This is a genomic window from Brevibacterium sp. (genome assembly GCF_022712115.1).
GTDB lineage: Bacteria > Actinomycetota > Actinomycetes > Actinomycetales > Brevibacteriaceae > Brevibacterium > Brevibacterium salitolerans.
Window position 1 is genome coordinate 1 of record NZ_JALAHB010000216.1, and the last position, 22,067, is coordinate 22,067.

Sequence of the window (22,067 nt, forward strand, 5' to 3'; positions counted from 1 at the left end):
CCGCACGCCCGGCGCCGGCGGCACCACGACGACCTCGTCGACGGGCCCCGGCCGGCCGGCGAGCAGCTCCGCGTGCGCGGGCGTGCCGAGCAGGGTGCGCGCGGCCTCCGGATAGGCGGCCGCGAGCGCCTCGCAGGCGGGGACGGCGAACATGAGGTCGCCCAGGCCCCCGCCGCGCAGGACCGCGATCCGCCCGATCCCCTCGAGCCGTGCGCCCGCGGCACCCACGTACGTCCCGTCCATCGCGCCGTCCCTTCGTCGCACCGAGGAGGAGCCTCATGACCGAGATCACTGTACTCGACCCGCACACCGGCGACCCCGCCACGACCGTTCGCGCCGCCGGCGACAGCGAGGTCGCCGCCGCCGTCGGTGCCGCGCGCTCCGCCCAGCCCGGCTGGGGCCGCACACCCGCCGAGGAGCGGGGCGAGGCGCTCCGGCGGATGGCCGAGGCGCTCGCGGGGGCGGCTGCGGAGCTCGCCGAGCTCAACCGGCGCGAGACCGGCAGACCGGAGGCCGAGGCCCGGGGCGGCGTGGAGGCGGGTGCCGCCACCCTGCGGCAGTACGCGGAGCTCGGCCCCCTCCACCGCGGGCACAGCCTCCGCGGGGACGTCCGGGCGGCCGACTACACCGTCCGCCGCCCGCGCGGCGTCCTCGCCGCCCTCACACCGTGGAACGATCCCGTCGCGGTGGCCGCGGGACTCATCGGCGCCGCCCTCGTCACGGGGAACACCGTGCTGCACAAGCCCAGCGAGCGCAGCCCGGGCGTGGGGGTCCGCCTCGGCGAACTCCTGTCCCCGCTGCTGCCCGCGGGCGTGCTGACGACGCTGAGCGGCGGCGCGGACACGGGACGGGCGCTCACGGCCGACCCCCGCGTCGACGTCCTCGCCCACGTGGGCTCGACCGCCGCGGGGAGGGAGATCGCCCGGACCGGCGCGGAGACCGGTGTCCACGTCATCCGGGAGAACGGCGGGAACGATCCGCTCCTCGTCGACGCCGGAGTGGACCCGGAGTGGGCGGCGGAGCAGGCCGCACTGGGATGCTTCGCGAACGCCGGCCAGATCTGCACCGCGGTGGAGCGGGTCTACCTGCACCGTGAGGTCGCGGAGGACGTGCTGGACGCGCTCACGGCACGGGCGCTGCGGCGTGACCGTGAGGACCCGCCGCAGCCGCTCGTCGACCGCGCACACCGCGCCCAGGTCCACGGGCAGGTGAGTGCGGCGGTCGCGGCCGGTGCGCAGCTGCGAGCCGGCGGCGGCATCCCCGACGGGCCCGGCGCGCACTACCCGGCGACGGTGCTCACGGGCTGCACCTCCGCGATGGCGCTCATGCGGGAGGAGACCTTCGGACCGGTCGCCCCCGTCACGGTCGTCGGCTCCTTCAAGGAGGGCCTCTCCCTGGCGGCGGAGGGCCGGTACGGACTCGCGGCGACCGTGCTCACCCCGCGGACGGACCACGCGCTGCAGGCGGTGGCGGAGCTCCCCGTGGGGACCGTGAAGGTCAACGGGGTCTTCGCCGGCGCACCCGGCGGAGCGGCACAGCCCCGGGGCGACAGCGGCGAGGGCTACGGGTTCGGACCGGAGCTCCTCGACGAGATGACCACCGCCTCCGTGGTGCACCTCGGCGCACCCGTCACGGCAGGAGCGGCGCGATGAGGGAGGCGCGCACGCAGGAGGGGATCGGTCCGGAGGTCCCCCGCCGCATCGCCCGGCGAGCGCCCCGCATCACGGTGTGCGGCGATGCGCTCCTCGACGTCTGGATCCACGGCACCAGCGGGCGGCTCGCCCGGGAGGCTCCCGCCCCGGTGGTCGACGCGCACCGCACCGAGCGCGCGCCCGGAGGCGCGGCCAACACGGCGATGAACCTCGCGGCGCTGGGCGCCCGGGTGCGCATGGTGGGCCTCGTCGGCGACGACGCGGCCGCCGCGCACCTGCGGCGCCTGCTGGACGAGGCGGGCGTGGACACCTCGCTCCTCCTCCGCCGGGCCGGAGCCACCACGGCCAAGACCCGCATCGTCGTCGAGGACCAGGTGATGGTGCGGCTGGATCGCACGGGCGAGGCGGAGCCCGCCGAGGCCCTCGCCCGCCTCACGGACGCCGCGACCGCCGGGATCGCGGACGCGGACGCGCTGGTCGTCTGCGACTACGGGGGCGCGGTGCACACCGCCGGCCTGCCGGAGCGCCTGGCGGGCCTGGCGCGGCCGCCCCTCGTCGTCGTGGACGCCCACCGCCCCGATCACTGGGCACCGCTGCGTCCGGACCTCGTCACCCCCAACGCGGCGGAGGCCGAGGCGGTGCTCGGCAGTCCTCTGGGGCACGGCCGCGGCAGGGTCGAAGCCGCCGTCCGGGGCTCTGCACGGCTGTGCGCGCGGACCGGCGCCGCGGCCGCCGTCGTCACGCTCGACCGTGACGGCGCCGTCCTCGCCGACGGCTCCGGCGCGCTCCACCGCACCCGGGCGAACCCTGCGGCGGAGAAGCAGGCCTCGGGGGCCGGCGACACCTTCGTCGCCGCTCTCACCGCCGCGCTGGCGAGCGGGGTGCCCCGCACCGTCGCGCTTGACCTCGCACAGGCGGCGGCGGACGTGGTCGTCCAGCGGCTCGGCACCTCCCTGTGCTCCACCGAGGACCTGCTCTCGCACCTCGGCCTCGTCCGCGATGCGCTCACACCGGTGGATGCACTGGTGCGGATCGTCGACGAACACCGCGCGGCGGGACGGCGGATCGTGCTCACGAACGGGTGCTTCGACGTCCTCCACCGCGGCCACACCGCCTCGCTGAGCAGGGCGAGGCGGCTGGGCGACGTGCTCGTCGTCGCGCTCAACGACGATGCCTCGGTCCGCAGGCTGAAAGGACCGGACAGGCCGCTGAACCCCCTGCCGGACCGGGCCGGCGTGCTCGCGGCCCTCAGCTGCGTGGACCACGTCGTCGCCTTCTCCGAGGACGCGCCCCTGCCCCTCATCTCCGCGCTCCGCCCGGACGTCTACGCCAAGGGCGGGGACTACGCGCCGGAGATGCTCGCGGAGACGGCCGCGGTGGAGGCCTGCGGCGGCGAGGTGCGGATCCTCGACTACGTCTCCGACTACTCGACGTCCTCGCTCGTGGAGAGGATGCGGACGGGAGCCGCCCATGCCGGCGCGTAGCTCCGCGCACTGGGCGCTGCCCCCGGGACGGCCCGCCGCTCCGGGGGTCGAGGTGCTCCTGCCCTGCTTCGAGAGGCCGGGAGAGCTCGCCGTGACGCTCTCGGGCCTCGCCTCCCAGCTGGACGCCGACTTCGGCCTGGTGCTCAGCGACCAGTCGCCGGAGCCGGTGTGGGAGGATCCGTCCGTCGCCGCGATGCTGCGCGTCCTCCGCGCGCAGGGACGCGCCGTGCGCACGCTGCGGAACCTGCCGCGCCGGGGACTCGCACAGCAGAGGCAGTTCCTCCTCGAGAGGGCCTCGGCCCCGCGGGTGCTCTTCCTCGACAGCGACGTGTGGCTGGAGCCCGGCACCCTCACCCGGCTGCAGGAGGCCCTCGACGCCTACGGCGGAGGATTCATGGGCTCGGCCGTGCAGGGCCTGTCCCATCTCCGCGACAGGCGCCCCGAGGAGCAGCGGCCCTTCGAGCTCTGGGAGGGGCCGGTGGAGCCGGAGCCCGCTCCCACGGAGGGTGCCGCCCACGAGCGGTGGACGCTGCACAACGCCGCGAACCTCGCCCACATCGCGGCGGACACCCCGCTGGGAGGAGAGCCCTTCCTCGTCTACCGCGTCGCGTGGGTGGGCGGATGCGTGCTCTACGACCGCGAGCGGCTCGTGGAGTGCGGAGGCTTCGCGTTCTGGGACCGGCTGCCGCCCGCGCACGCCGGGGAGGACGTCCTCGCCCAGTGGCAGGTGATGCGGCGATACGGCGGAGCGGCGGTCCTGCCCAGCGGCGCCGTCCACCTGGAGGCGCCCACGACTGTCACGGACAGGCGGACCGAGGCCACGGAGCTGCTCGACCGCGGCGCGACCTGACGCGGGGGGGGCACCGCGGTGTCCGGGGTGCCCGCCCCGGGGCACGGCAACGTCATCAGCGGCAGGCCGCTCGGTGCCGGGTCGCTCAGTAGGAGACGAACTCCACGAGGTCGCCCACGCGCTCATCCGAGATGTTCCTCGCCACGTCCGCCTGGGCGAGCATGCCCACCAGCTCGTGCCCGTCGATGACCGGGAGCCGGCGCACCCTGTGCTCCTGCATGGTGCGGATGGCCTCGTCGACGTCGTCATCGGCACCGATCGTCACGGGCTTGCCGCCCGCGATCTCACCCGCGGTCACCTGGCCCGGGTCCCTGCCCTCGGCCAGGCACAGCACGATGTCCCGGTCCGTGACCATTCCCTTGAGCCGCTGGTCCTCGCCGCACACCGGCAGCGCTCCCACCTCCTGGTCGCGCATCCGCCGCACGGTCTGCGTCAGCGTCTCGTTCTCGCCCGTGCACTCCGCACCGGGCGTCATGATCTCTCGTGCGGTCACCATTGCTTCCTCACCTCCGTCTGTGGTCGGTCCCCTCAGCGTGGCACGCGCTTCCCGGAGAGGTCCATACCGCAAGGTACCTTGTCACCTGAGAGTTTCCCGGGTCCAGAGGCGGCGATTTTACTCCCGTTCCCGTGAAAACGGGAGGGGGATTGCCGCCGCGGGTGGCCTTTCTAGCGTGAACAGCGGACGGGAGGACCGAGGCCGGAGCATCCGCGGCCGAGCGGCCTCCCTCGACTCTCACCCCTGACCGAAGGAGCGCCCCATGACCAGTCTCACCGACGACGAACGACGCACGGTCTTCCTCGCGCTCGAGGAGTACGCAGCGGGATTCGCGATGACCCTCTCGGACCAGGACTGCGCCCATGCGCGGGAACTCGCACAGCGGATCCTGCGGGCCCGCTCGCTGGAGCTCCGGGACTGAGACCCGGGATTGGGCCCAGCGCACGGATGGAGTACTATCAGCGCAGGTCAGGCAGTCGGCCGCAACTCCCTCTGAAGGAGCTCCTGCGTGTATACCCTGCTGAACAACCTCGAGTCCTCGAAGCTCGACCTCTACCTCCCCGGCCGGCTGGTCGCCTCGCTCCACTATGCGGTCCGCGAGCAGGAGATGGAGTTCGTCTACCTCGAGGCCATCGAGGAGACGGACGCCCCCGCCCACTGCATGGAGCTGCTGCGGCGCGCGGTCCTCGAGGCGCACACCCGGCGCCTGAAGGTCGTGCCCAGCTGCCAGATCGCCCGCGGGTACCTGCGGCTCCTCGCACAGGGGCCGGAGGCCGCGGAGAACCGCCCCCGCTGCAGCTGAGGCACGCCGGTGCGGGCCGGGAGTCGCCGCTCAGTCCTCGAAGGAGGCGACCGGCTCCCGGCCGCCCACGGAGACCACGATGTCCTCGGCGAGGCGGACGAGCTTGGTGTTGCGGTCGGAGGCCAGGCGCTTGAGCATCGCCACCGCCTCCTGCTGGCCGCACCCCATCTGCACCATGAGGATCCCCGTCGCGATGTCGATGGCGGTCCGGGACTCCATGGCGCGCCGGCGGTGCTCCGCACTCTCCGCGTGCACGGCGATGCGCAGGGCCACGCGCAGCGTCTTGCCCGCCAGGCCGGCATAGGCGAGCGCCCGGCTCACCGCGGCGTCGTCGAAGGCCCGGGGCTCCCGTGCGTAGACGTTCATGGCCGCACCGGCGGAACCATCGAGCTCCAGCGGCACGGCGAGCGCGCTGCGCACTCCGTGCCTGCGCACCTCGGCCATGTACTCCGGCCACCGCTCCTCCGTGAGCACGTCCTCGACGGAGATGAGCCGCCCGCTCCTCTGCGCCTCCATGCACGGGCCGTCGTCGAAGCCCGCCTGCGTCTCGTCCATCGCGCGCGCCTCTGCGGAGCTGCTGCCCACGGCGCTGTTGCGCTTGGCGCGCCGCAGGGTGAAGCCGCACAGCACGGGCGCGTCGACCGCGAGCTCCGCCGCGGAGAGCGCGGCGAGGTCGTCGAGGAACCCGGTCAGCTCGCGGTCGCTGAGGAGGAGATCGTGGAGGCGTTCGCCTGCGGTCTGCGCAGCATCGACGGTCATCGCCCAAGTCTCCCACCTCCGGCGGCCCCGGACCACTCCCTCATTCCCCATCCGCGTCCTCCTCCATCTCGCGTGCGAGTCTCCGCCTCTCGTAGACCCGGCGACTGTAGGTCGCCTCCCGCACCGCCTCCTCGCTGTTGAAGTTCGAACCGAGCGCACCCGCCAGCGTCCCCAGGGAGGCGGAGAGCCACGCCAGCTGGGCGTAGTCCCCGGGCCCCACCGGGTGACCGAGCTGGGACTCCAGATAGCCCGGTTCGATCACGGTGCCCCCGAGGGCGACCATGACGAGGAGCAGCGCGAGGTGCATGACGAGCACGCCGGTCGCCAGCGTCAGCAGGGTCGCGGCGTTGCTCATCCACGCCTCTCGCCGCCCGGCGAGACCTCGCGGGGAGTCCCACAGGCCGTTCCTCACGATCAGCCAGACGACGAGCAGCACGATCACCGCAGCGCTGATCACCGTCAGCCGCGCGGGCGAGAGCGCGTCCGACATCGTCCAGATGGATCCGTAGAAGATCCCGAAGGCGCCGGTGGCCGCGGCGAGCGCGAGCGAGTTCGAGAGCGCGGCGACGAGATCGAGGGGGCGGTTGGTCCGGATGGTGCCGAGGACCGCAGGCAGGAGGCGCAGCGGGCCGGCCCGGTGGAGGTACTCGACCGTGCGCTCGCCGGAGTCCACCCTGCGCCGGAGCCGGGCGCCGGGCCTGCCGCTCCACAGTCCGGGCGGGGACGAGCCGTCACCGCCCTCCGTCTCCCGGATCATGTGCACCGCGGCACGGAGCAGACGGCGTCGCACTCCCACCGCCCCGAAGGCGGGGAGCGAGAGCATGCCCGCACACTCCTCTCCGTCCGCCTCCGCGAGCATGGGTCCGTCCTCGAGGAACCGCGGCAGCTCCGTGACATAGACGACCCAGTCCCAGCCGGTCTCCTCGCGGATCCGGCGCGCGGACGAGAAGAAGGGGACGTCGCCGGAAGGGTCGAGGGGCAGCCTGCGCTCGTCGACCTCCGCCCTCCAGCGGCCGCCCACCGCCTCGGAGAGCCGGGCCTCCAGCGCCCCCGCGACCCGACCGGCCATCGCCGCCGCGATCCCGGGGTCGGCCACCAGGCCGACGGTGCGCGATTCGTCCGTGCTCATGCCACCAGTTATCCAGCCCGCGTCAGATACGTCAAGTCACCTTGTGCCTGGAGAACTCCGTGACCTCGAGAGACACGACCGGAGCAGTTCCGCGGACGGAGGGTGTTGACCCCCTCGGGAGCCGGGTCTACCGTCGTCCCCAACCCCTTCCAACCATCAAGGCAGCTTGCACCATCAGGAGGATCGGCCATGTCCAGCATCCACATCCCCGGCGCTCCCGGTAGCGAACGGCCGCCGCTCCACGAGCCCACCGAGCCGCGCACGCCTCCGCCTGCCAAGGACGACCAGCGGGAGCCGGCACCGCAGTCGCCCACGGGACGGCCCTGGAACGACGGAGCCGCCGCCACAGGCGGCCCGACGGCACGCACGCAGGGCGGCGCGCACCTCACCACGGCGCAGGGCGCCCGGCTGCGCGACACGGACCACTCCCTCAAGGCCGGCTCCCGCGGCCCCACCCTCCTCCAGGACCACCACCTGCGCGAGAAGATCACGCACTTCGACCACGAGCGGATCCCCGAGAGGGTCGTCCACGCCCGCGGCGCGGCCGCACACGGGGTGTTCGAGTCCTACGGCACGGCCGGAGGGCTCACCCGCGCGCGCTTCCTCGCGGAGAAGGGGAGCACCGAGGTCTTCGTCCGGTTCTCGACGGTCCTCGGCTCCCGCGGCTCCGCCGATGCCGTCCGCGACACCCGCGGCTTCGCGGTGAAGTTCTACACGGACGAGGGCACCTTCGACCTCGTGGGGAACAACATCCCCGTCTTCTTCGTCCAGGACGGCATCAAGTTCCCCGACGTCATCCACGCGGCGAAGCCGCACCCGGACCGCGAGATCCCGCAGGCGCAGAGTGCGCATGACACCTTCTGGGACTTCGTCTCGCTGCACACCGAGGCACAGCACCACACGATCTGGAACATGTCCGACCGCGGCATTCCGCGCTCGTACCGGATGATGGAGGGCTTCGGCGTCCACACCTTCCGCCTCGTGGCTCCGGACGGCGGCACGGTGCTCGTGAAGTTCCACTGGAAGCCGCAGCTCGGCGTGCACTCGCTCGTCTGGGAGGAGGCGCAGCTCGCCAACGGCTTCGACCCGGACATGCACCGGCGGGACCTCGCGGACGCGATCGAGTCCGGCGCGCACCCGCAGTGGGAGCTGGGCCTGCAGGTCTTCCCGGACACGGAGGAGCAGACCTTCGAGGGCATCGACCTCCTCGACCCGACCAAGCTCGTCCCGGAGGAGCTCGCCCCGGTGCAGCCCGTGGGGCGGCTGTCCCTCACCGCGAATCCCACGAACTACTTCGCGGAGACCGAACAGGTCGCCTTCCACCCCGGGCACCTGGTGCCCGGGATCGAGGTCACCGACGATCCGCTCCTGCAGGCCCGGCTCTTCTCCTACCTCGACACGCAGATCTCCCGGCTCGGGGGCCCGAACTTCTCCCAGATCCCGGTGAATCGCCCCCACGCCCCCGTGAACGACATGCTCCGGGACGGCATGCACCAGACAGCGGTGCACGAGGGCGTGGCTCCCTACCGCCCCAACTCCTTGGACGGCGGATGCCCCTTCACCGCGGGTGCGGAGGACGGCGCGCTCCTCGACTTCCCGCAGGCGGTGCCCGCGGCCGAGCGGACGAGGGCGAACCCGCGCAGCTTCGAGGACCACTTCTCCCAGGCCACGCTCTTCTACCGCAGCCTCTCCGCCGTGGAGCGCGCACACGTCGCACAGGCATACGCCTTCGAGCTGGGCAAGTGCTGCGAACGCACGATCAAGGAGAGACAGCTGGGCAATCTCGCGCGCATCGACGGGGAGCTGGCCGCGGAGGTGGCGGAGGCACTCGGGATGGACGCACCGGCACCGGCGAGCCCGCCGGAGGATCCCGCCGAACTCAGCCCGGCACTCTCCCAGGTCGGCGGGGAGTGGCCTCTGGACGGCAGGCAGGTGGGGATCGTCCTCGACGCGGAGAGCACGCCGGAGGACGTCCGCGTGCTCCGGGACGCCGTCGCCGCGCGCTCGATGGTCCCGCTCCTCATCGCGCCCACCGAAGCCCCGCTGACCGACGGCACTCCGGTGCAGAGGACCTGGCTCACGGCGAGGTCCGTCGAGTTCGACGCCCTCGTGTTCCTCGCGGGCGACGACCGGCCGGATCCGCGCGTCACCCTCCTCGCCGCCGAGGCCTACCGGCATTCGAAGGCGCTGGCCTTCGGCCCTGGCTCCCCCCTCCCCCAGGCGGCCGGGATCGAGACTGCGGCCCCGGGGGTCCTCACCGGGACGGTGCGCGAGGTGCTGGGAGACCTCTTCACGGCGATGTCGCGTCACCGCGCCTGGGAGCGGTTCGCTCCCAGGCAGTGAGACAGGCGCGCCGCAAGCCGTCGACAACGGCGCGGCACCTGCGTACCGTGGAAGGTACGCAGAACCTCCTCAGGAGCGGAGCAGACGATGACCGGAACACCTCGAGCAGCAGACACCCCTCCGAACGCGGGGACGGTAGGCCCTCCGGAGACGCAGGCGCCGGCCGAACAGGAGCAGGCGGAGACCCCGGGCACCACGCAGTCCGCACATGAGCACGACGACGCCCTCGCGGACGAGTGGGGCGAGGAGTCCTTCCCCAGCAGCGATCCTCCCGGCCACTACTGACGCCGGTCCGAAAGGACCCCTCAGGCCGGTCGGGGCTCTGCGTCCGCGACCGGGCCGCGGACGTCGTACCGCAGCCACACGCTGCCGTCCTCGAGCGGTTCGACGGCCTTGAGCGAGAACGCGATCGGCTCGGCCCGCGAGTGCTTCTCGTGCGCCTCGAACAGCGAGCGCGTGTGGCTCTCCGCGTCTGCGGTGGGCATGAGGACGAGGCTGATCTCGTCGCACAGGCCGTCGCGGACCATCGACCAGTTGAGGGTGGGGCCGCCGCCCAGGATCAGCTCGTCAGTGCCGAACAGCTCGCCGATCCGCTCGACCGCCGTCGCCAGGTCGAGGCGGTCCTCGCCTGCGAGGATGTAGGAGACCCCCTGGGCCCGGAGATGCGCCTTGAACGCGGCTGAGGCGTTCGCCGGGATGAGCTCGACGATGTGGACCTGCACCCCGAAGTAGTCGAAGGTGCTCCTGTCCCAGGCGATCACTCCCGCGCTGTCCACCGCGAAGTAGTTGAACTGCGCGTCCGGCATGGCGAGGAAGTCGCCCTCGGGCACCGGCGCCTCGGGCTCCGGCAGCTCCGCCTGCGGCAGCTCCCCGCCCATGATCGCCTCACTGGTGCCGCGTCCGCTCAGCCAGCCGCGGTGGTTCCCGAAGAAGCGGTTCTCACCGAGGAACAGGTCGAACTAGAGCTGCTGCGACCGCATCCCGACCGAGGTGGGATTGGCGATGCCGTCCACCTTCCCGTTCAGCAGGGTGTGCATGTGGCAGATGATCCTGGGGCGTGACATGGCGGTCCTCTCCTCCGGGGCGGCGGAGGCCGCCGCTCGTGCCGTGACGGGGCGATGCTATCGGGCGGGAGACGGCTGCGGCGCCACCGGCACGGGTGCGCCGGCCGTGGACCGGCGCGGCACGAGCCGCGCCGCGAACACGCGGTGCTCCCACGGGCCCAGCCGTCCCTCGATCCTGTCCATGAGCAGCGTGGCACCGGCCTGAGCCATCTCCTGGCTGTGCTGGCTCACCGTCGTGAGGCCGATGAGCGGCCACGACGCGAGACGGACGTCGTCGAACCCGATCACCCAGGTCTCCCCGGGCACGTCGACCCCCGACTCCGCGAGGGCGTTCAGCGCGGCCAGGGCCATGAGGTCGTTGGCGCAGAAGACCGCCTGCGGAGGTCCCTCCCGGCGCACGTGCCGCCGCACCTGCGTCTCCGTGCGCTCGTAGGAGAACTCGCCGTCGAGGAGGACGGGCGCCGGCAGGCCCAGCGCGGCCGTGCGCGCAAGAAAGCCCTCGCGGCGCTCATCCGCGGTGGAGGTGCCCTCCCGGCCCGCCACGAAGACCGGACGGCGGATGCCGTGCACGGCAAGGTAGTCCGCCACGAGGGCGCCGCCCGCGCGGTTCTCGCTCGTGACGGAGTCGAAGCCGTCACCGGCGGGACGCCGGTTGAGCATGACCACGGGCGCCCGCCCCTCCAGTGCCGCACGCATCGCCGCCGAGTCCTCGCGCCAGGCGGCCATCACCACCCCGTCGACCGAACCGGCGCGGATCGCCTGCACCGCCTGCTCCGCCTGGTGGGAGGAGTCCCAGATCGTCATCCGCTGGCCTCGGGCCGAGAAGACCTCGCTCAGCGCCTCGAGGACCTCCACGTAGAAGGGGTTGGTGAGCTCCTCCACGATCACGCCGACCGCATGCGTGCGGCTCGTCTTCATCGTCGCCGCCGCTTCGTTCCGGTGGTATCCGAGCGCCTCGATCGCTCCCAGCACCCGCTCCCTGGTCGCACCGCTCACCGCGGATGATCCGTTGAGCACCCTCGAGACGGTCGCCTGGGAGACCCCGGCCGCCCGTGCGACATCCCTGCTGGTGACCATGCTCCCCTTCTCCGTACCGCCGGGCGCCCTCCGCCTCCCGACGAGCCGCCGGCTCCTGCGTCGATTGTGCCATCGCCGCGCCGGCGCACTCCCGCGCGCTCCCCCGGGGCGGTTGCGAGTCGCGCATGTATACGTATACATTCGTGCTGCGCACAGAGTCGCACACGCTCGTCCAAGGAGGGACAGACCATGTTCAGCACAGCATCGACCGTGCTCAAGGCACCGACGTCCACGGAGATCCGGCGCGGAGCCGACCCCAAGGTGCAGCAGATCGTCGCCGACGCCATCGCGGACATCCGCGCCCGCGGCGACGAGGCGGTCCGCGAGTACTCGCTGAAGTTCGACGACTACGGCCCGGACTCGTTCCTGCTCACCGAGCAGCAGATCGAGGAGGTCATGGCGCGAGTGCCGCAGCAGGTCATCGAGGACATCACGTTCGTCCAGAAGCAGGTCCGTCGCATGGCCGAGGCACAGCTGGCCTCCCTCACGGACTTCGAGATCGAGACCCTCCCCGGCGTGCACCTCGGGCAGAGGAACGTGCCGATCGACGCGGCCGGTGCCTACGTGCCCGGCGGGAAGTACCCGCTGCTCGCCAGCGCCCACATGACGATCCTCACGGCCAAGGTCGCGGGGGTGGAGCGCGTCGCCGCCTGCACGCCCCTCATCCAGGGCGAGGTCCCGGACGCAACCGTCGCCGCGATGCACCTCGCCGGTGCGGACGAGATCTATCTGCTCGGCGGCATCCAGGCGGTCGCCGCGATGGCCGTCGGCACCGAGACCATCGCTCCCGTCTCCATGCTCGCCGGGCCCGGCAACGCCTTCGTGGCCGAGGCGAAGCGCCAGCTGTTCGGCGAGGTGGGCATCGACCTCGTGGCCGGCCCCTCGGAGGTCCTCATCGTGGCCGACGAGACGGCGGATCCCTTCATCGTCGCCGTGGATCTGCTCTCCCAGGCGGAGCACGGCCCGGACTCCCCCGCGGTCCTCATCTCCACGAGCGAGGAGGTCGCCCGGAAGACGCTCGAGCACATCGAGGAGATCCTGCCCGGCATGCCCACCCGGGACTACGCGGAGACCGCGTGGCGGGAATGGGGCGCCGTCCATGTCGTCGACGACCTCGACAGCGCCTACTCCCTCGCGGACGAGTACGCCTGCGAACACGTGCAGGTCCTCTCCGCGGAGCCCCGTGAGGCGCTCGAGCGCATGAAGCACTACGGTGCGCTGTTCCTGGGCGAGGGCACCTGCGTCTCCTACGGCGACAAGACCATCGGCACCAACCACGTGCTGCCCACCCGCGGAGCGGCCCGTTACACCGGCGGGCTGTGGGTGGGCAAGTACCTGCGCACCTGCACCTACCAGGAGGTCACGGACCGGGAGTCCTCCGCGTTCTTCGGTGAGCTCACCGGCCGGGCGGCACGCGTGGAGCGCTTCGAGGGCCACGCACGCTCAGGCGATGTGCGCGCCGCCAAGTACCGCGGGGAGACGCTGAGCTGGAGCGACCACTCCTTCTGATCTTCGTACGCAGGAAGAGGCCGTCCGCGCTCGTGAGCGGACGGCCTCTCTGCGCGCCGAGCGACGCAGCCCGCTATCCCGCGGTGCTCACGAGCGAGGGCAGCCAGAGCGAGAGCTGCGGCAGGGCGGAGACCAGCGCCAGATCGACGAGGAGGACGCCGATGAACGGCAGCACCGCCTTGGAGATCCGGCCCATCGACAGCTTCGTCAGATCCGCGGCGACGAACAGGTTGAGCCCCACCGGCGGGGTCACGAGCCCGATCGCGAGGTTGACGACCATGATGATGCCGAAGTGCACGGGGTCCATCCCGAACGCCGTCGCCATCGGCAGCAGGATCGGCACGAAGATGAGAATCGCGGCCGCCGCCTCGATGAACATGCCCGCGATCAGCAGGATCACATTCGCGAGGATGACGAACCCGACGATGCCGAGGTTGAGCGAGGTCATCGCCTCCGCCAGCTGCGCCGGGGCTCCGAGCACGTTGATGTAGAAGGCGAACAGCCCGGCCGCCCCGATCACGATCATGACGATCGCCGAGGTGACCGCCGAGTCCGCGAACGCGTCCACCAGCTTCCTGAGGCTCAGCTGCCGGTAGACGAAGCCGACGAGGACCGAGTAGACGACGGCCACGACCGCGGCCTCCGTGGGCGTGAACACTCCTCCGTAGATCCCGCCGAGGACGATCACCGGCATGAGCAGCGCGAGGATCGACTTGCGGAAGGCGGTGAAGAGCTCGCGTCCGCCCACCCTCTCCAGACCGGCGTAGCGCCGCTTCCTCGACACCACGTAGGCCATGATGAGCAGCGAGAGGGTGATCAGCACGCCGGGGAAGACCCCCGCGAGGAACATGTCTCCGGCGGAGACGTTGGCCGCGACGGCGTAGAGGATGAGGGGGATGGACGGCGGGATGATGACGCCCAGCGCGCCCGCCACCGACTGGTTCGCCGCGGTGAAGCCCCGGTCGTAGCCGCGTGCGAGCATCGCCGGGATGAGGATCGAGCCGATCGCGGCCACCGTCGCGGCACCGGAGCCGGAGATCGCCGCGAAGAACATCGACGTGAGCACCGCGGCCATGGCGAGACCGCCGGTCATGTGGCCGATGAGCGCGTTGCCGAACCGGATGAGGCGCTCCGAGATGCCGCCGACCTGCATGAGGTGGCCGGCCAGGATGAAGAACGGGATCGCCATGAGCGGGAACGAGTTGAGAGCGTTGAAGATCTGCTGCGGCACGACCTCGATGCCGAAGATGCCCGAGGCGCCCACGGCCAGGGTCGTCGACCCGGCGATGGCCACCGCGATGGGCACGCCGAGGAACAGGAGGACGAGCGCTGCGACGACGAGAAGTGCCATCAGCTCTCCACCTCCCCGGCCTCGGCGAGGATCTCGTCGACCTCGCTGGCCTGCCGCACACCCAGCGCGGTCGCGAACAGGTGGTAGACGGTGTTGAGCACCAGGAAGGCTCCGCCCACCGGCAGCGCCGCCATGGGCACGCTCATGGAGATCTCCGTGGCGGGCGTGCGCTGGAAGGACACGGCCTCCGTGATGAACATGCCGAACACCACGAGCACGAGGTAGAAGACGATGGACACGCAGCCGGCGGTGATGATCGCCGCCTTCCGCGCGCCTGAACCCAGCACGTGCTCGAGGACGTCGACCTTGATGAGCCTGCCGCTCTGGGCGGCGTAGGCCGCGCCGAGCACGACCAGCCACACCATCGCGAAGCGGGAGACCTCCTCGGAGAAGGTCAGCGACTCGCCCACGACGAACCGGGCGAAGACCTGCCAGCCGATGAGCACGGTCATGCCGGCCAGCAGCAGGACCAGGACGTACCGGATGACGACGTTGACCACGTCGAACACCCGCAGATAGCTGTGCATGAACGACCTCATGGTGTGCCTCCTTCCTCCCGCGCCGCAGACGGCGCGGCCTCCGTCTCGATCACCCGGTCGATGAGGTCCCGCGGGATCTCCGCGCGCCAGGCGTCGATGACCGGCTGTGCCGCCTCCTCGAAGGCCTCGCGGTCGATCTCCGTCTTCTCCATCCCGGCGTCCACGAGCTCCTGGAGGGCCTCGTCCTCCATCTCCGCGCTCACCTCGCGCTGGACGCCGGTGGCGTACTCGCCCGCCTCGACGATCGCCTGCTGGTCCGCCTCGGAGAACGTCTCGAAGTAGCGGGCGGAGATCATCATCGGCGCCGGGGAGTACACGTGCTGCGTCATCGCGATGTAGTCCTGGACCTCCTGGAAGTTCACATCGGCGATCGTCGCGATGGGGTTCTCCTGGCTGTCGATGACCCCCTGCTGGAGGCCGGTGTAGACCTCCGGCCAGGCCATCGGGATGGCATCCGCGCCGAACGCCCGCCAGGTGTCGATCTGCGCGGCGCTCTCCTGGGTGCGGTGCTTGAGCCCCTGGAGGTCCTCCGGGGTGTGGATCGGCCGGACCGAGTTGGTCTCGTAGCGGAAGCCGTTCTCCGTCCAGCCGATGATCTTCACGTTCGCGACGTCCTCGAACTCCGCGGCGAGCTCGTCGCCGATCTCCCCGTCGAGCACGGTGTAGACGTGGTCGAGGTCCCGGAAGACGTACGGCATGTCGAAGAGCATGAAGGAGCGGACGAATCCGCCCATCGGCCCCGTGGAGGCCATGCCCATCTGGATGGAGTTGATGGACATGCCCTCGACCACCTCGCGCTCGCCGCCGAGCGCGTTGTTGTAGTAGTAGTCCACGCCGATGCGGTCGTCGGTGAGCTCCGCGAGCTTCTCCGCGAACGCGTACGCACCGGCGGCGTGGTGCGAATCCGGTCCCACCGCGAGGCTGAACGTGATCGACCCCTCGAAGTCCTCGTCCTTGCTCACCAGCGTCCCGCAGCCGCTCAGCACCAGCGCTGCCGCGGCCGCCATGCAGACGGCTCTCACTCCTCTCATCGGCGGGCCTCCCCTCTGTCGTCGCGCCTCGTCGCTGAGGCGCCGTGTGCGCAGCACATGTCAGATCGTGATCCCTTCCCTGCCCTTGAGCCCGAGGATCTCCCTCGCCTCGTCCGGCGTGGCGACCTCCATGCCGAGCGCCTCGACCAGCTGCACGGCGCGCTCGACCTGTGCCGCATTGGACCGCGCGAGCTTCCCGGGCCCGTCCCAGAGCGAGTCCTCGAGGCCCACCCGGATGTGGCCGCCCGAGGCCAGGGAGACGGCGCCCAGCGGCATCTGGTGCCGGCCGGCGCCCAGCACGGACCACTCGTAGCCGCTGCCGAAGAGCTCGTTCGCGATGCGCCGCATGTGCATGAGGTTCTCCGTGCTCGCACCGGTTCCGCCCATGAGCCCGAGCACGGTCTGCACGAACAGCGGCCCGGTGGCGAGCCCCTCGTCCGCGAAGTGCTTGAGGTTGTACAGGTGCGCGGTGTCGTAGCACTCGAACTCGAAGCGGGTGCCGTTGGCGTTCCCTCGCGTGAGGATCCCCTCGATGTCCGCATAGGTGTTCTTGAAGACGAGGTCCCGGCTGTTCTCCAGGTGCTCCCGCTCCCAGTCGTGCTCGAACTCCGTGAAGCGCTTGAGCATGGGGAACAGGCCGAAGTTCATCGAACCCATGTTCAGCGAGGCGAGCTCCGGGGAGAACGCCATCGCCGGCTGCATGCGCTCCTCGACGGTCATGTGCGGCGAGCCGCCGCTGGTGAGGTTGAGGACCGCGTCCGTGTTGGCGTTGACCTTCTCCAGGATCGGGGCGAAGTGCTCCGGGGACTGGGACGGGCGCCCGTCCTCGGGGTGGCGGGCGTGGAGGTGGACGATGGAGGCCCCCGCCGAGGCCGCCGCGATGGAGGCGTCCGCGATCTCCTCCGCGGTCCGCGGGAGGTGCGGGGACATGCTGGGCGTGTGGATCGCGCCCGTCACCGCGCAGGTAATGATGATCTTGCGCTTCTTCGCTGCCATGCCGGGGTTCCTCTCAGTAGAGCTTCTGTGTGTATCCGTCGACGCTGAGGGTCTGTCCGCTGATCTGCCGGCCGCCGGGCCCCGCCAGGAACTCCACGAGGGAGGCGACGGAGCCGGGATCGATGAACTCCGCGATCGCGCTCTGCCCCCGGTAGTCGGCCTCGACCTCCGCGACGGGCCGGTCCAGCACCGCGGCCTTGTCCTCGATGACGCGCTGGATGCGCTCGCCGCCCACGGCTCCGGGGCAGATCGCGTTCGCCGTGATCCCCTCCGGCCCCAGCTCGATCGCCAGGGTCTTCGTGAAGCCGAGCACGCCGGCCTTGGAGGCCGTGTAGACGCTGCGCCCCAGCATCCCCAGGCGTCCCGCGGCCGAGGACAGGTTGACGATCGTCCCGCGGTCGCTCCGGCGCAGGAGGCCGAGGAGGGCCTTCACGTGGAAGAACTGCGAGGAGAGGTTGATGCGGACCACCGCCTCCCACTCGTCCGGGTCGATGTCCTCGACGCGTGCGGTGGGGCCGGCGACGCCCGCGTTGTTCACCAGGACGTCGATGCGGCCGTGCTCCCGTTCCACCTGCGCGGCGAAGGCCTGCACGCTCGCGAAGTCCCCGGCGTCCACGCGGAACGCGGAGAACCCGGCCGCACGGGCGTCCGCGAGCGCCTCCTGCGCGATGTCCGTGACGACGACGGTGAAGCCGGCGCTGCGCAGACGGTCTGCGATCGCCCTGCCGATCCCCGCCGCTCCGGCCGTGACGACGGCCACCCGGCCGCCGTCCGCGGCCGTGTCGTGCTCTGTGCTCATACCTGTCTCCCTGTCGATCTCCGGTGGGTGCTGTCTGAAGTGTGTGTCCGAGGGTGTGTCAGAGGTCCGCCTCGGCGACCGCCGCCGGACGCTCCTCGGCGGCCGCAGCCGGTTCGCACCCGCATGTCCGCCCGATGTGGAGCCGGTGCGGCAGGACGAGCGCCTGCGCCTCCCGCCGGGAGCGGTCCTCGATGCGGCCGAGGAGCTGGGCCGTCGCCTGCTGCGCCATGGTCCGCGCCGGCTGCACCACGCAGCTCATGCCCACGAGCCGGGAGGTGGACTGCTCGAGCCCGTCGAACCCCGTCACCGCGACGTCGCGGCCGGGTACGAGGTCCGCCTCGTCGAGCACCTCCATCACACCGGCGGCCAGCTCGTCGCTGCCGCAGAGCACGGCCTCGGGCGCCCCGCCGTGGGCGAGCAGGTGCAGACCGGCGCGCCGCCCGCCGTCGCGGGAGAGCTCGGTGCTCACCCGCCGGTGCCGCGGAACGGTGAGGCCGTGGGCGGAGAGCGCCTCGGCGAATCCCCGCTCCCGCAGATGCGAGGACGAGGAGAAGCGCGGCCCCACCACGGTGGCGATGCGGGTGTGCCCGTGGCGCAGCACGTGCCGGGTGATCTCCTGCGCCGCGGCGAAGTCGTCGATCCCCACGAAGTCCGCCGTGACGAACGAGGACCGCCGCGAGAGGAAGGTGAAGGGGATCCGCCCCTCGCGGAGGATGCCCAGCGCGCGGGAGTCCTCCCGGTGCGCCGCGGCCGTGATCACGCCGTCGATCCCCCGGTTCACCAGCATCCGGGCGACGGAGACCATCTTCTCCGGCGCGTCGTCCGTGGTGGCGAGGAGCACCTCGAAGCCGGCGCGGTCCGCGTTCGAGATCACCTCCTGCGCCCACGAGGTGAACATGGGGTTGGCGACGGACGGGACGATGAGCGCGATGACGCGGCTGAGCCCGCGTGCGCCGGCGCGGGAGGGCCGCACGCCCGCTTCGTTGGCGAGTTCGAGGACCTTCCGCCGCGTGGCCGCGGACACCCCGGGACGGCCGTTGAGCACGTAGGAGACGGCGGCCTGCGAGATCCCGAGCTTCCGGGCGATGGCCGCGGCCGTGCCCCTACGACCCGCCTCGGGCCCGTCCTCCGTCGCGGACGGCTCCATCCGGTCCACCTCCCTTCGCGCACTCCGGTGTCCGCACGGAACACCGCACACAGTACGAACGGAGCATGAACTTAAGCGATGTTAAGCGCCCGAGTCCCCGGGCAGCGCGGAGATGTGATGACATGGGGCAGCGACACAGAGCAGGAGACGGATGACGATGACGTATTCGATCACGCGCGCCGCGGTGGTGGGCGGGGGCTACATGGGCGGCGGCATCGCCGCGGAGATCGCAGGCGCCGGGATCCCCTGCGTGCTCATCGACGTCGATGCCGCCACGGCGCGGGCACGCGTGGAGCAGCTCCGGGAGGAGACTGCGGCCATGCGCGCGGACGGGCGGCTCACGGTGGTGAGGGCCGCGGCGGTCGAGGCATGCCTCACGGCCGGGACGGACATCGCCGCGGACGTGCCCGGCTGCGACTTCGTCCTCGAGGCCGTCCCGGAGTCGCTGCCCCTCAAGGCCGCGACCCTGGCCGCGATCTCCGCCGCCGCGGCGCCGTCCGCCGTCCTCGCCTCGAACACCTCGACGATCCCCATCTCCGAGCTCAGCGCCCACGTGGACCGCCCCGAGCGGTTCCTCGGCTGCCACTGGATGAACCCCTCGCGGATCGTCCCCGGGGTGGAGATCGTCCCCACCGGTGACACGGCCGCGGAGGCGGTGGCGGCGGCGGAGGACTTCCACACGGCCATCGGCAAGCGCCCCACCCGCGTGGGCGACGTCCCGGGCTTCGTCGCCAACCGCCTGCAGCACGCACTGTTCGCAGAGGCCCTGCGGCTCGTGGACGAGGGTGTGGCCTCGCCCGGGGTGGTCGACGAAGTCACCCGCTCCTCGTTCGGGTACCGCCTCGCCGCCTTCGGCCCGTTCGAGGTGGCGGACATGGCCGGCCTCGACGTCTACCGGGCCTGCCTCGCCACGGAGCAGGAGGCCTACGGCGAGCGGTTCGCCTCGACCTCCCTGCTCGACGAGGCGGTCGTGAGAGGGCACCTGGGGCTCAAGAGCGGCCACGGCCTCACCCCGCTCGCGGAGAAGGACCCCGCCGAGGTCGCCCGCGTGAGGAACGCCTACTTCCACGGGCTGAGCGCGCTCCTGGCCTCCGTCGAGGGCCTGGAGGACCTGCGCACCGCCGCACCGCACACAGGAGAGGACCACACATGACGACCCACGACCCGGACGCCTCACCGGCGACGCCGGACCACTTCTCCCCCGCGGGCTTCCGCCTCGACGGCAGGCACATCCTGGTGACGGGCGCAGGACGCGGGCTGGGACGCGCGATCGCGCTCTCCGCCGCCGCCTTCGGGGCGACGGTGTCGCTCGTCGCCCGCACCGCCCCGCAGCTGGAGGACACCGCCCGCGCCGCGGAGCCGCTCGACGGCACCTGTGTGCCCCTCGCCTGGGACCTCACCGGTGCCGAGGCCGTGCCCGGACTGCTCGGCGCCGTCCGCGCGCAGGGGCCGCTCGACGGAGTGGTCCACGCCGCCGGTGTCCAGCACCGCGTGGACGCCGTCGACGTCGCACCGGAGGACTTCCGCCGGGTCATGACGCTCAACCTCGAGGTGCCCTACTTCCTCAGCGCGGCCATCGCCCGCGAGCAGAGGGAGCGCGGGGCGCGCGGATCCCACGTCTTCATCGCCTCGCTCAACTCCAGCATCGGCCGCCCCACCTGCTCGCCCTACGTCGCCTCGAAGACGGGGATCGTGGGTGTGACCCGGGCGTTCTCCACCGAGTGGTCGCCGCACGGCATCCGCGCCAATGCGATCGGACCCGGCTTCTACCGCACGGCGCTCACCGAGGACCTGCTCACTACGGAGGCGGGGATGAGCTCCGTCATGAGCCGCATCCCCATGGGGCGGCTCGGCCGGCCCGCGGAGCTCGGCGGTGCGGCCGTCTACCTCCTCTCCGACGCCTCGGCCTACGTCTCCGGACAGGTGCTCAACGTGGACGGCGGCTGGCTGGCGGCCTGAGCGCCCGCCCATGACATCCGTCACGACGGGGTCGTGACAGACGGCAGTTCCACCGGCTGCGGGATGCCCGGATGCTGGAGGCATGGACACCACAGCCACCGCCCCCGCCGTCGAGGCCGCCGGCGTCCGCCGCACGTTCGGCTCCGTCCGCGCCGTCGACGGCGTCGACCTGCGCATCGACCGCGGCGAGGTCGTCGCCCTGCTGGGGCCCAACGGCGCCGGCAAGACCACCTTCCTCGACATGGTCCTCGGCTTCACCGTCCCGTCCTCCGGCACCGTCGCCACCCTCGGCGAGGAGCCCGTGCGCGCGGTGCGTGCCGGACGTGCCTCCGCCGTGCTGCAGACGGGCGGCCTGCTCGACGACCTCACGATCGCGGAGACCGTGCGGATGATCGCCGCCTGCCACCTGTCCCCCCGCGCACCCGTGGAGGTGCTGCGCCGCGCGGGCCTGGACCGCCTCGCCGGGCAGAAGGTGCGCAAGTGCTCCGGCGGCGAGCGCCAGCGCCTGCGCTTCGCCCTCGCGCTGCTGACCTCGCCGGAGCTCATCGTCCTCGACGAACCCACCACCGGCATGGACGTGCGCGCACGGTCGCAGTTCTGGGAGGCGATGCACACGGAGGCGCGCAGCGGCCGCACCGTCGTCTTCGCCACCCACTACCTCACGGAGGCCTCGGACTTCGCGGACCGGATCGTCCTCATGCGCGGCGGGCGGGTCCACGCGGACGGCACCGTCGCCCAGCTCACCGCCGAACGCTCCCGCATCCTCGAGTGCACCTGGGCCGGCACGGACGGGCAGCACCCGGAGGCGTTCGCGGAGAAGCACGCGGTCACACTGCGCCCCGCCCGGGCCGAGAACGGGAACAGCACCGGACACGGCACTCCGCGGGTGTCGTTCGCCGCCCATGACACGGACGCGCTCGCCTATGCCCTCCTCCGCGACGGCCTGGCCCGGGACCTCCGGATCACGCACGCGAGCCTCGACGACGTCTTCCTCGCCCTCACCGAGGGCGAGGACCGCACGGAGGGAGAACCCGCATGACCACGCCAGCCCGCCCCGCTCCCGCCTCCCGCTCCGCCGCA

22 protein-coding genes and 1 pseudogene are annotated in these 22,067 nt (G+C 72.0%); 11 read left to right on the forward strand and 12 right to left on the reverse strand.

What is annotated here, in order from left to right:
• Positions 1-243 (reverse strand): annotated as a pseudogene (locus Q0A33_RS12575) (glycosyltransferase family 9 protein); the annotation flags it as partial.
• Between the two features lie 35 nt (positions 244-278).
• Here Q0A33_RS12575 and Q0A33_RS12580 point away from each other — a divergent pair.
• The 3 genes from Q0A33_RS12580 to Q0A33_RS12590 are packed head-to-tail and all read left to right on the forward strand — an operon-like array spanning position 279 to position 3,986.
• The gene (locus tag Q0A33_RS12580) at positions 279-1,652 is read left to right on the forward strand and encodes an aldehyde dehydrogenase family protein (protein WP_291797232.1); all 1,374 of its coding nucleotides are present in this window, start codon (positions 279-281) and stop codon (positions 1,650-1,652) included.
• The gene (gene rfaE2 / locus Q0A33_RS12585) at positions 1,649-3,136 is read left to right on the forward strand and encodes a D-glycero-beta-D-manno-heptose 1-phosphate adenylyltransferase (RefSeq protein ID WP_291797235.1); all 1,488 of its coding nucleotides are present in this window, start codon (positions 1,649-1,651) and stop codon (positions 3,134-3,136) included. Before Q0A33_RS12580 ends, rfaE2 begins: the two co-directional genes overlap by 4 nt.
• Positions 3,123-3,986, forward strand: coding sequence for a glycosyltransferase family A protein (locus Q0A33_RS12590; protein WP_291797238.1), 864 nt, complete (start codon positions 3,123-3,125; stop codon positions 3,984-3,986). Before rfaE2 ends, Q0A33_RS12590 begins: the two co-directional genes overlap by 14 nt.
• An 85-nt stretch (positions 3,987-4,071) precedes the next feature.
• On the opposite strand, the gene Q0A33_RS12595 is transcribed toward Q0A33_RS12590, so the two are convergent.
• Positions 4,072-4,482 (reverse strand): CBS domain-containing protein, encoded by a 411-nt coding sequence (locus tag Q0A33_RS12595; protein ID WP_291797242.1) that lies wholly within the window; start codon positions 4,480-4,482, stop codon positions 4,072-4,074.
• 262 nt (positions 4,483-4,744) lie between these two features.
• Here Q0A33_RS12595 and Q0A33_RS12600 point away from each other — a divergent pair, with 262 nt between their 5' ends.
• Together Q0A33_RS12600 and Q0A33_RS12605 are read left to right on the forward strand one after the other, a co-directional pair.
• Positions 4,745-4,903 carry a hypothetical protein gene (locus Q0A33_RS12600; RefSeq protein ID WP_291797245.1) on the forward strand — a complete coding sequence of 53 codons (159 nt, stop codon included), beginning with the start codon at positions 4,745-4,747 and terminating at the stop codon, positions 4,901-4,903.
• Between the two features lie 87 nt (positions 4,904-4,990).
• Positions 4,991-5,284: a hypothetical protein gene (locus Q0A33_RS12605; protein ID WP_291797248.1), complete on the forward strand. Its 294-nt coding sequence runs from the start codon at positions 4,991-4,993 to the stop codon at positions 5,282-5,284.
• A gap of 30 nt (positions 5,285-5,314) precedes the next feature.
• Here Q0A33_RS12605 and Q0A33_RS12610 read toward each other — a convergent pair whose 3' ends face one another.
• Together Q0A33_RS12610 and Q0A33_RS12615 are read right to left on the reverse strand one after the other, a co-directional pair.
• A complete protein-coding gene (locus tag Q0A33_RS12610; RefSeq protein WP_291797251.1) occupies positions 5,315-6,043 on the reverse strand; it encodes a GAF and ANTAR domain-containing protein in 729 nt (242 codons plus the stop codon).
• Between the two features lie 40 nt (positions 6,044-6,083).
• A complete protein-coding gene (locus Q0A33_RS12615) occupies positions 6,084-7,172 on the reverse strand; it encodes a hypothetical protein (protein WP_291797254.1) in 1,089 nt (362 codons plus the stop codon).
• Between the two features lie 189 nt (positions 7,173-7,361).
• Here Q0A33_RS12615 and Q0A33_RS12620 point away from each other — a divergent pair, with 189 nt between their 5' ends.
• Positions 7,362-9,515 carry a catalase gene (locus Q0A33_RS12620; protein WP_291797257.1) on the forward strand — a complete coding sequence of 718 codons (2,154 nt, stop codon included), beginning with the start codon at positions 7,362-7,364 and terminating at the stop codon, positions 9,513-9,515.
• 87 nt (positions 9,516-9,602) lie between these two features.
• Positions 9,603-9,800, forward strand: a complete 198-nt coding sequence (locus Q0A33_RS12625) for a hypothetical protein (RefSeq protein WP_291797260.1) — start codon at positions 9,603-9,605, stop codon at positions 9,798-9,800.
• Between the two features lie 20 nt (positions 9,801-9,820).
• Here Q0A33_RS12625 and Q0A33_RS12630 read toward each other — a convergent pair whose 3' ends face one another.
• Positions 9,821-10,393 (reverse strand): dihydrofolate reductase family protein, encoded by a 573-nt coding sequence (locus Q0A33_RS12630; protein ID WP_291797263.1) that lies wholly within the window; start codon positions 10,391-10,393, stop codon positions 9,821-9,823.
• Between the two features lie 243 nt (positions 10,394-10,636).
• Complete coding sequence (locus Q0A33_RS12635) at positions 10,637-11,656, reverse strand: LacI family DNA-binding transcriptional regulator (RefSeq protein ID WP_291797266.1); 1,020 nt, start codon at positions 11,654-11,656, stop codon at positions 10,637-10,639.
• 189 nt (positions 11,657-11,845) lie between these two features.
• Between Q0A33_RS12635 and hisD the strand changes: the two genes are divergently transcribed.
• On the forward strand, positions 11,846-13,165 hold the full coding sequence (gene hisD, locus Q0A33_RS12640) for a histidinol dehydrogenase (RefSeq protein ID WP_291797269.1): 1,320 nt from the start codon (positions 11,846-11,848) through the stop codon (positions 13,163-13,165).
• Between the two features lie 73 nt (positions 13,166-13,238).
• Here hisD and Q0A33_RS12645 read toward each other — a convergent pair whose 3' ends face one another.
• The 6 genes from Q0A33_RS12645 to Q0A33_RS12670 form a co-directional block, all read right to left on the reverse strand.
• Positions 13,239-14,516, reverse strand: coding sequence for a TRAP transporter large permease (locus Q0A33_RS12645; protein ID WP_291797272.1), 1,278 nt, complete (start codon positions 14,514-14,516; stop codon positions 13,239-13,241).
• Entirely contained in the window at positions 14,516-15,055 is a 540-nt protein-coding gene (locus tag Q0A33_RS12650) for a TRAP transporter small permease (protein ID WP_291797275.1), read from the reverse strand. Before Q0A33_RS12650 ends, Q0A33_RS12645 begins: the two co-directional genes overlap by 1 nt.
• On the reverse strand, positions 15,052-16,062 hold the full coding sequence (gene dctP / locus Q0A33_RS12655; RefSeq protein WP_291797278.1) for a TRAP transporter substrate-binding protein DctP: 1,011 nt from the start codon (positions 16,060-16,062) through the stop codon (positions 15,052-15,054). The genes Q0A33_RS12650 and dctP overlap by 4 nt, the downstream gene beginning before the upstream one ends.
• 84 nt (positions 16,063-16,146) lie before the next feature.
• Positions 16,147-17,082, reverse strand: coding sequence for a 3-keto-5-aminohexanoate cleavage protein (locus tag Q0A33_RS12660; RefSeq protein ID WP_291797282.1), 936 nt, complete (start codon positions 17,080-17,082; stop codon positions 16,147-16,149).
• Between the two features lie 13 nt (positions 17,083-17,095).
• Positions 17,096-17,881 carry an SDR family oxidoreductase gene (locus tag Q0A33_RS12665; RefSeq protein WP_291797285.1) on the reverse strand — a complete coding sequence of 262 codons (786 nt, stop codon included), beginning with the start codon at positions 17,879-17,881 and terminating at the stop codon, positions 17,096-17,098.
• 58 nt (positions 17,882-17,939) lie between these two features.
• Positions 17,940-19,028 carry a LacI family DNA-binding transcriptional regulator gene (locus tag Q0A33_RS12670; RefSeq protein ID WP_291797289.1) on the reverse strand — a complete coding sequence of 363 codons (1,089 nt, stop codon included), beginning with the start codon at positions 19,026-19,028 and terminating at the stop codon, positions 17,940-17,942.
• A 151-nt stretch (positions 19,029-19,179) separates the two neighbouring features.
• Between Q0A33_RS12670 and Q0A33_RS12675 the strand changes: the two genes are divergently transcribed.
• From Q0A33_RS12675 to Q0A33_RS12685, 3 genes are all read left to right on the forward strand, one after another.
• A complete protein-coding gene (locus tag Q0A33_RS12675; protein WP_291797292.1) occupies positions 19,180-20,181 on the forward strand; it encodes a 3-hydroxyacyl-CoA dehydrogenase family protein in 1,002 nt (333 codons plus the stop codon).
• Positions 20,178-20,987, forward strand: a complete 810-nt coding sequence (locus Q0A33_RS12680) for an SDR family oxidoreductase (protein WP_291797294.1) — start codon at positions 20,178-20,180, stop codon at positions 20,985-20,987. Before Q0A33_RS12675 ends, Q0A33_RS12680 begins: the two co-directional genes overlap by 4 nt.
• 82 nt (positions 20,988-21,069) lie before the next feature.
• Positions 21,070-22,026, forward strand: coding sequence for an ABC transporter ATP-binding protein (locus Q0A33_RS12685; protein ID WP_291797296.1), 957 nt, complete (start codon positions 21,070-21,072; stop codon positions 22,024-22,026).
• The last annotated feature ends 41 nt before the right edge of the window (positions 22,027-22,067 follow it).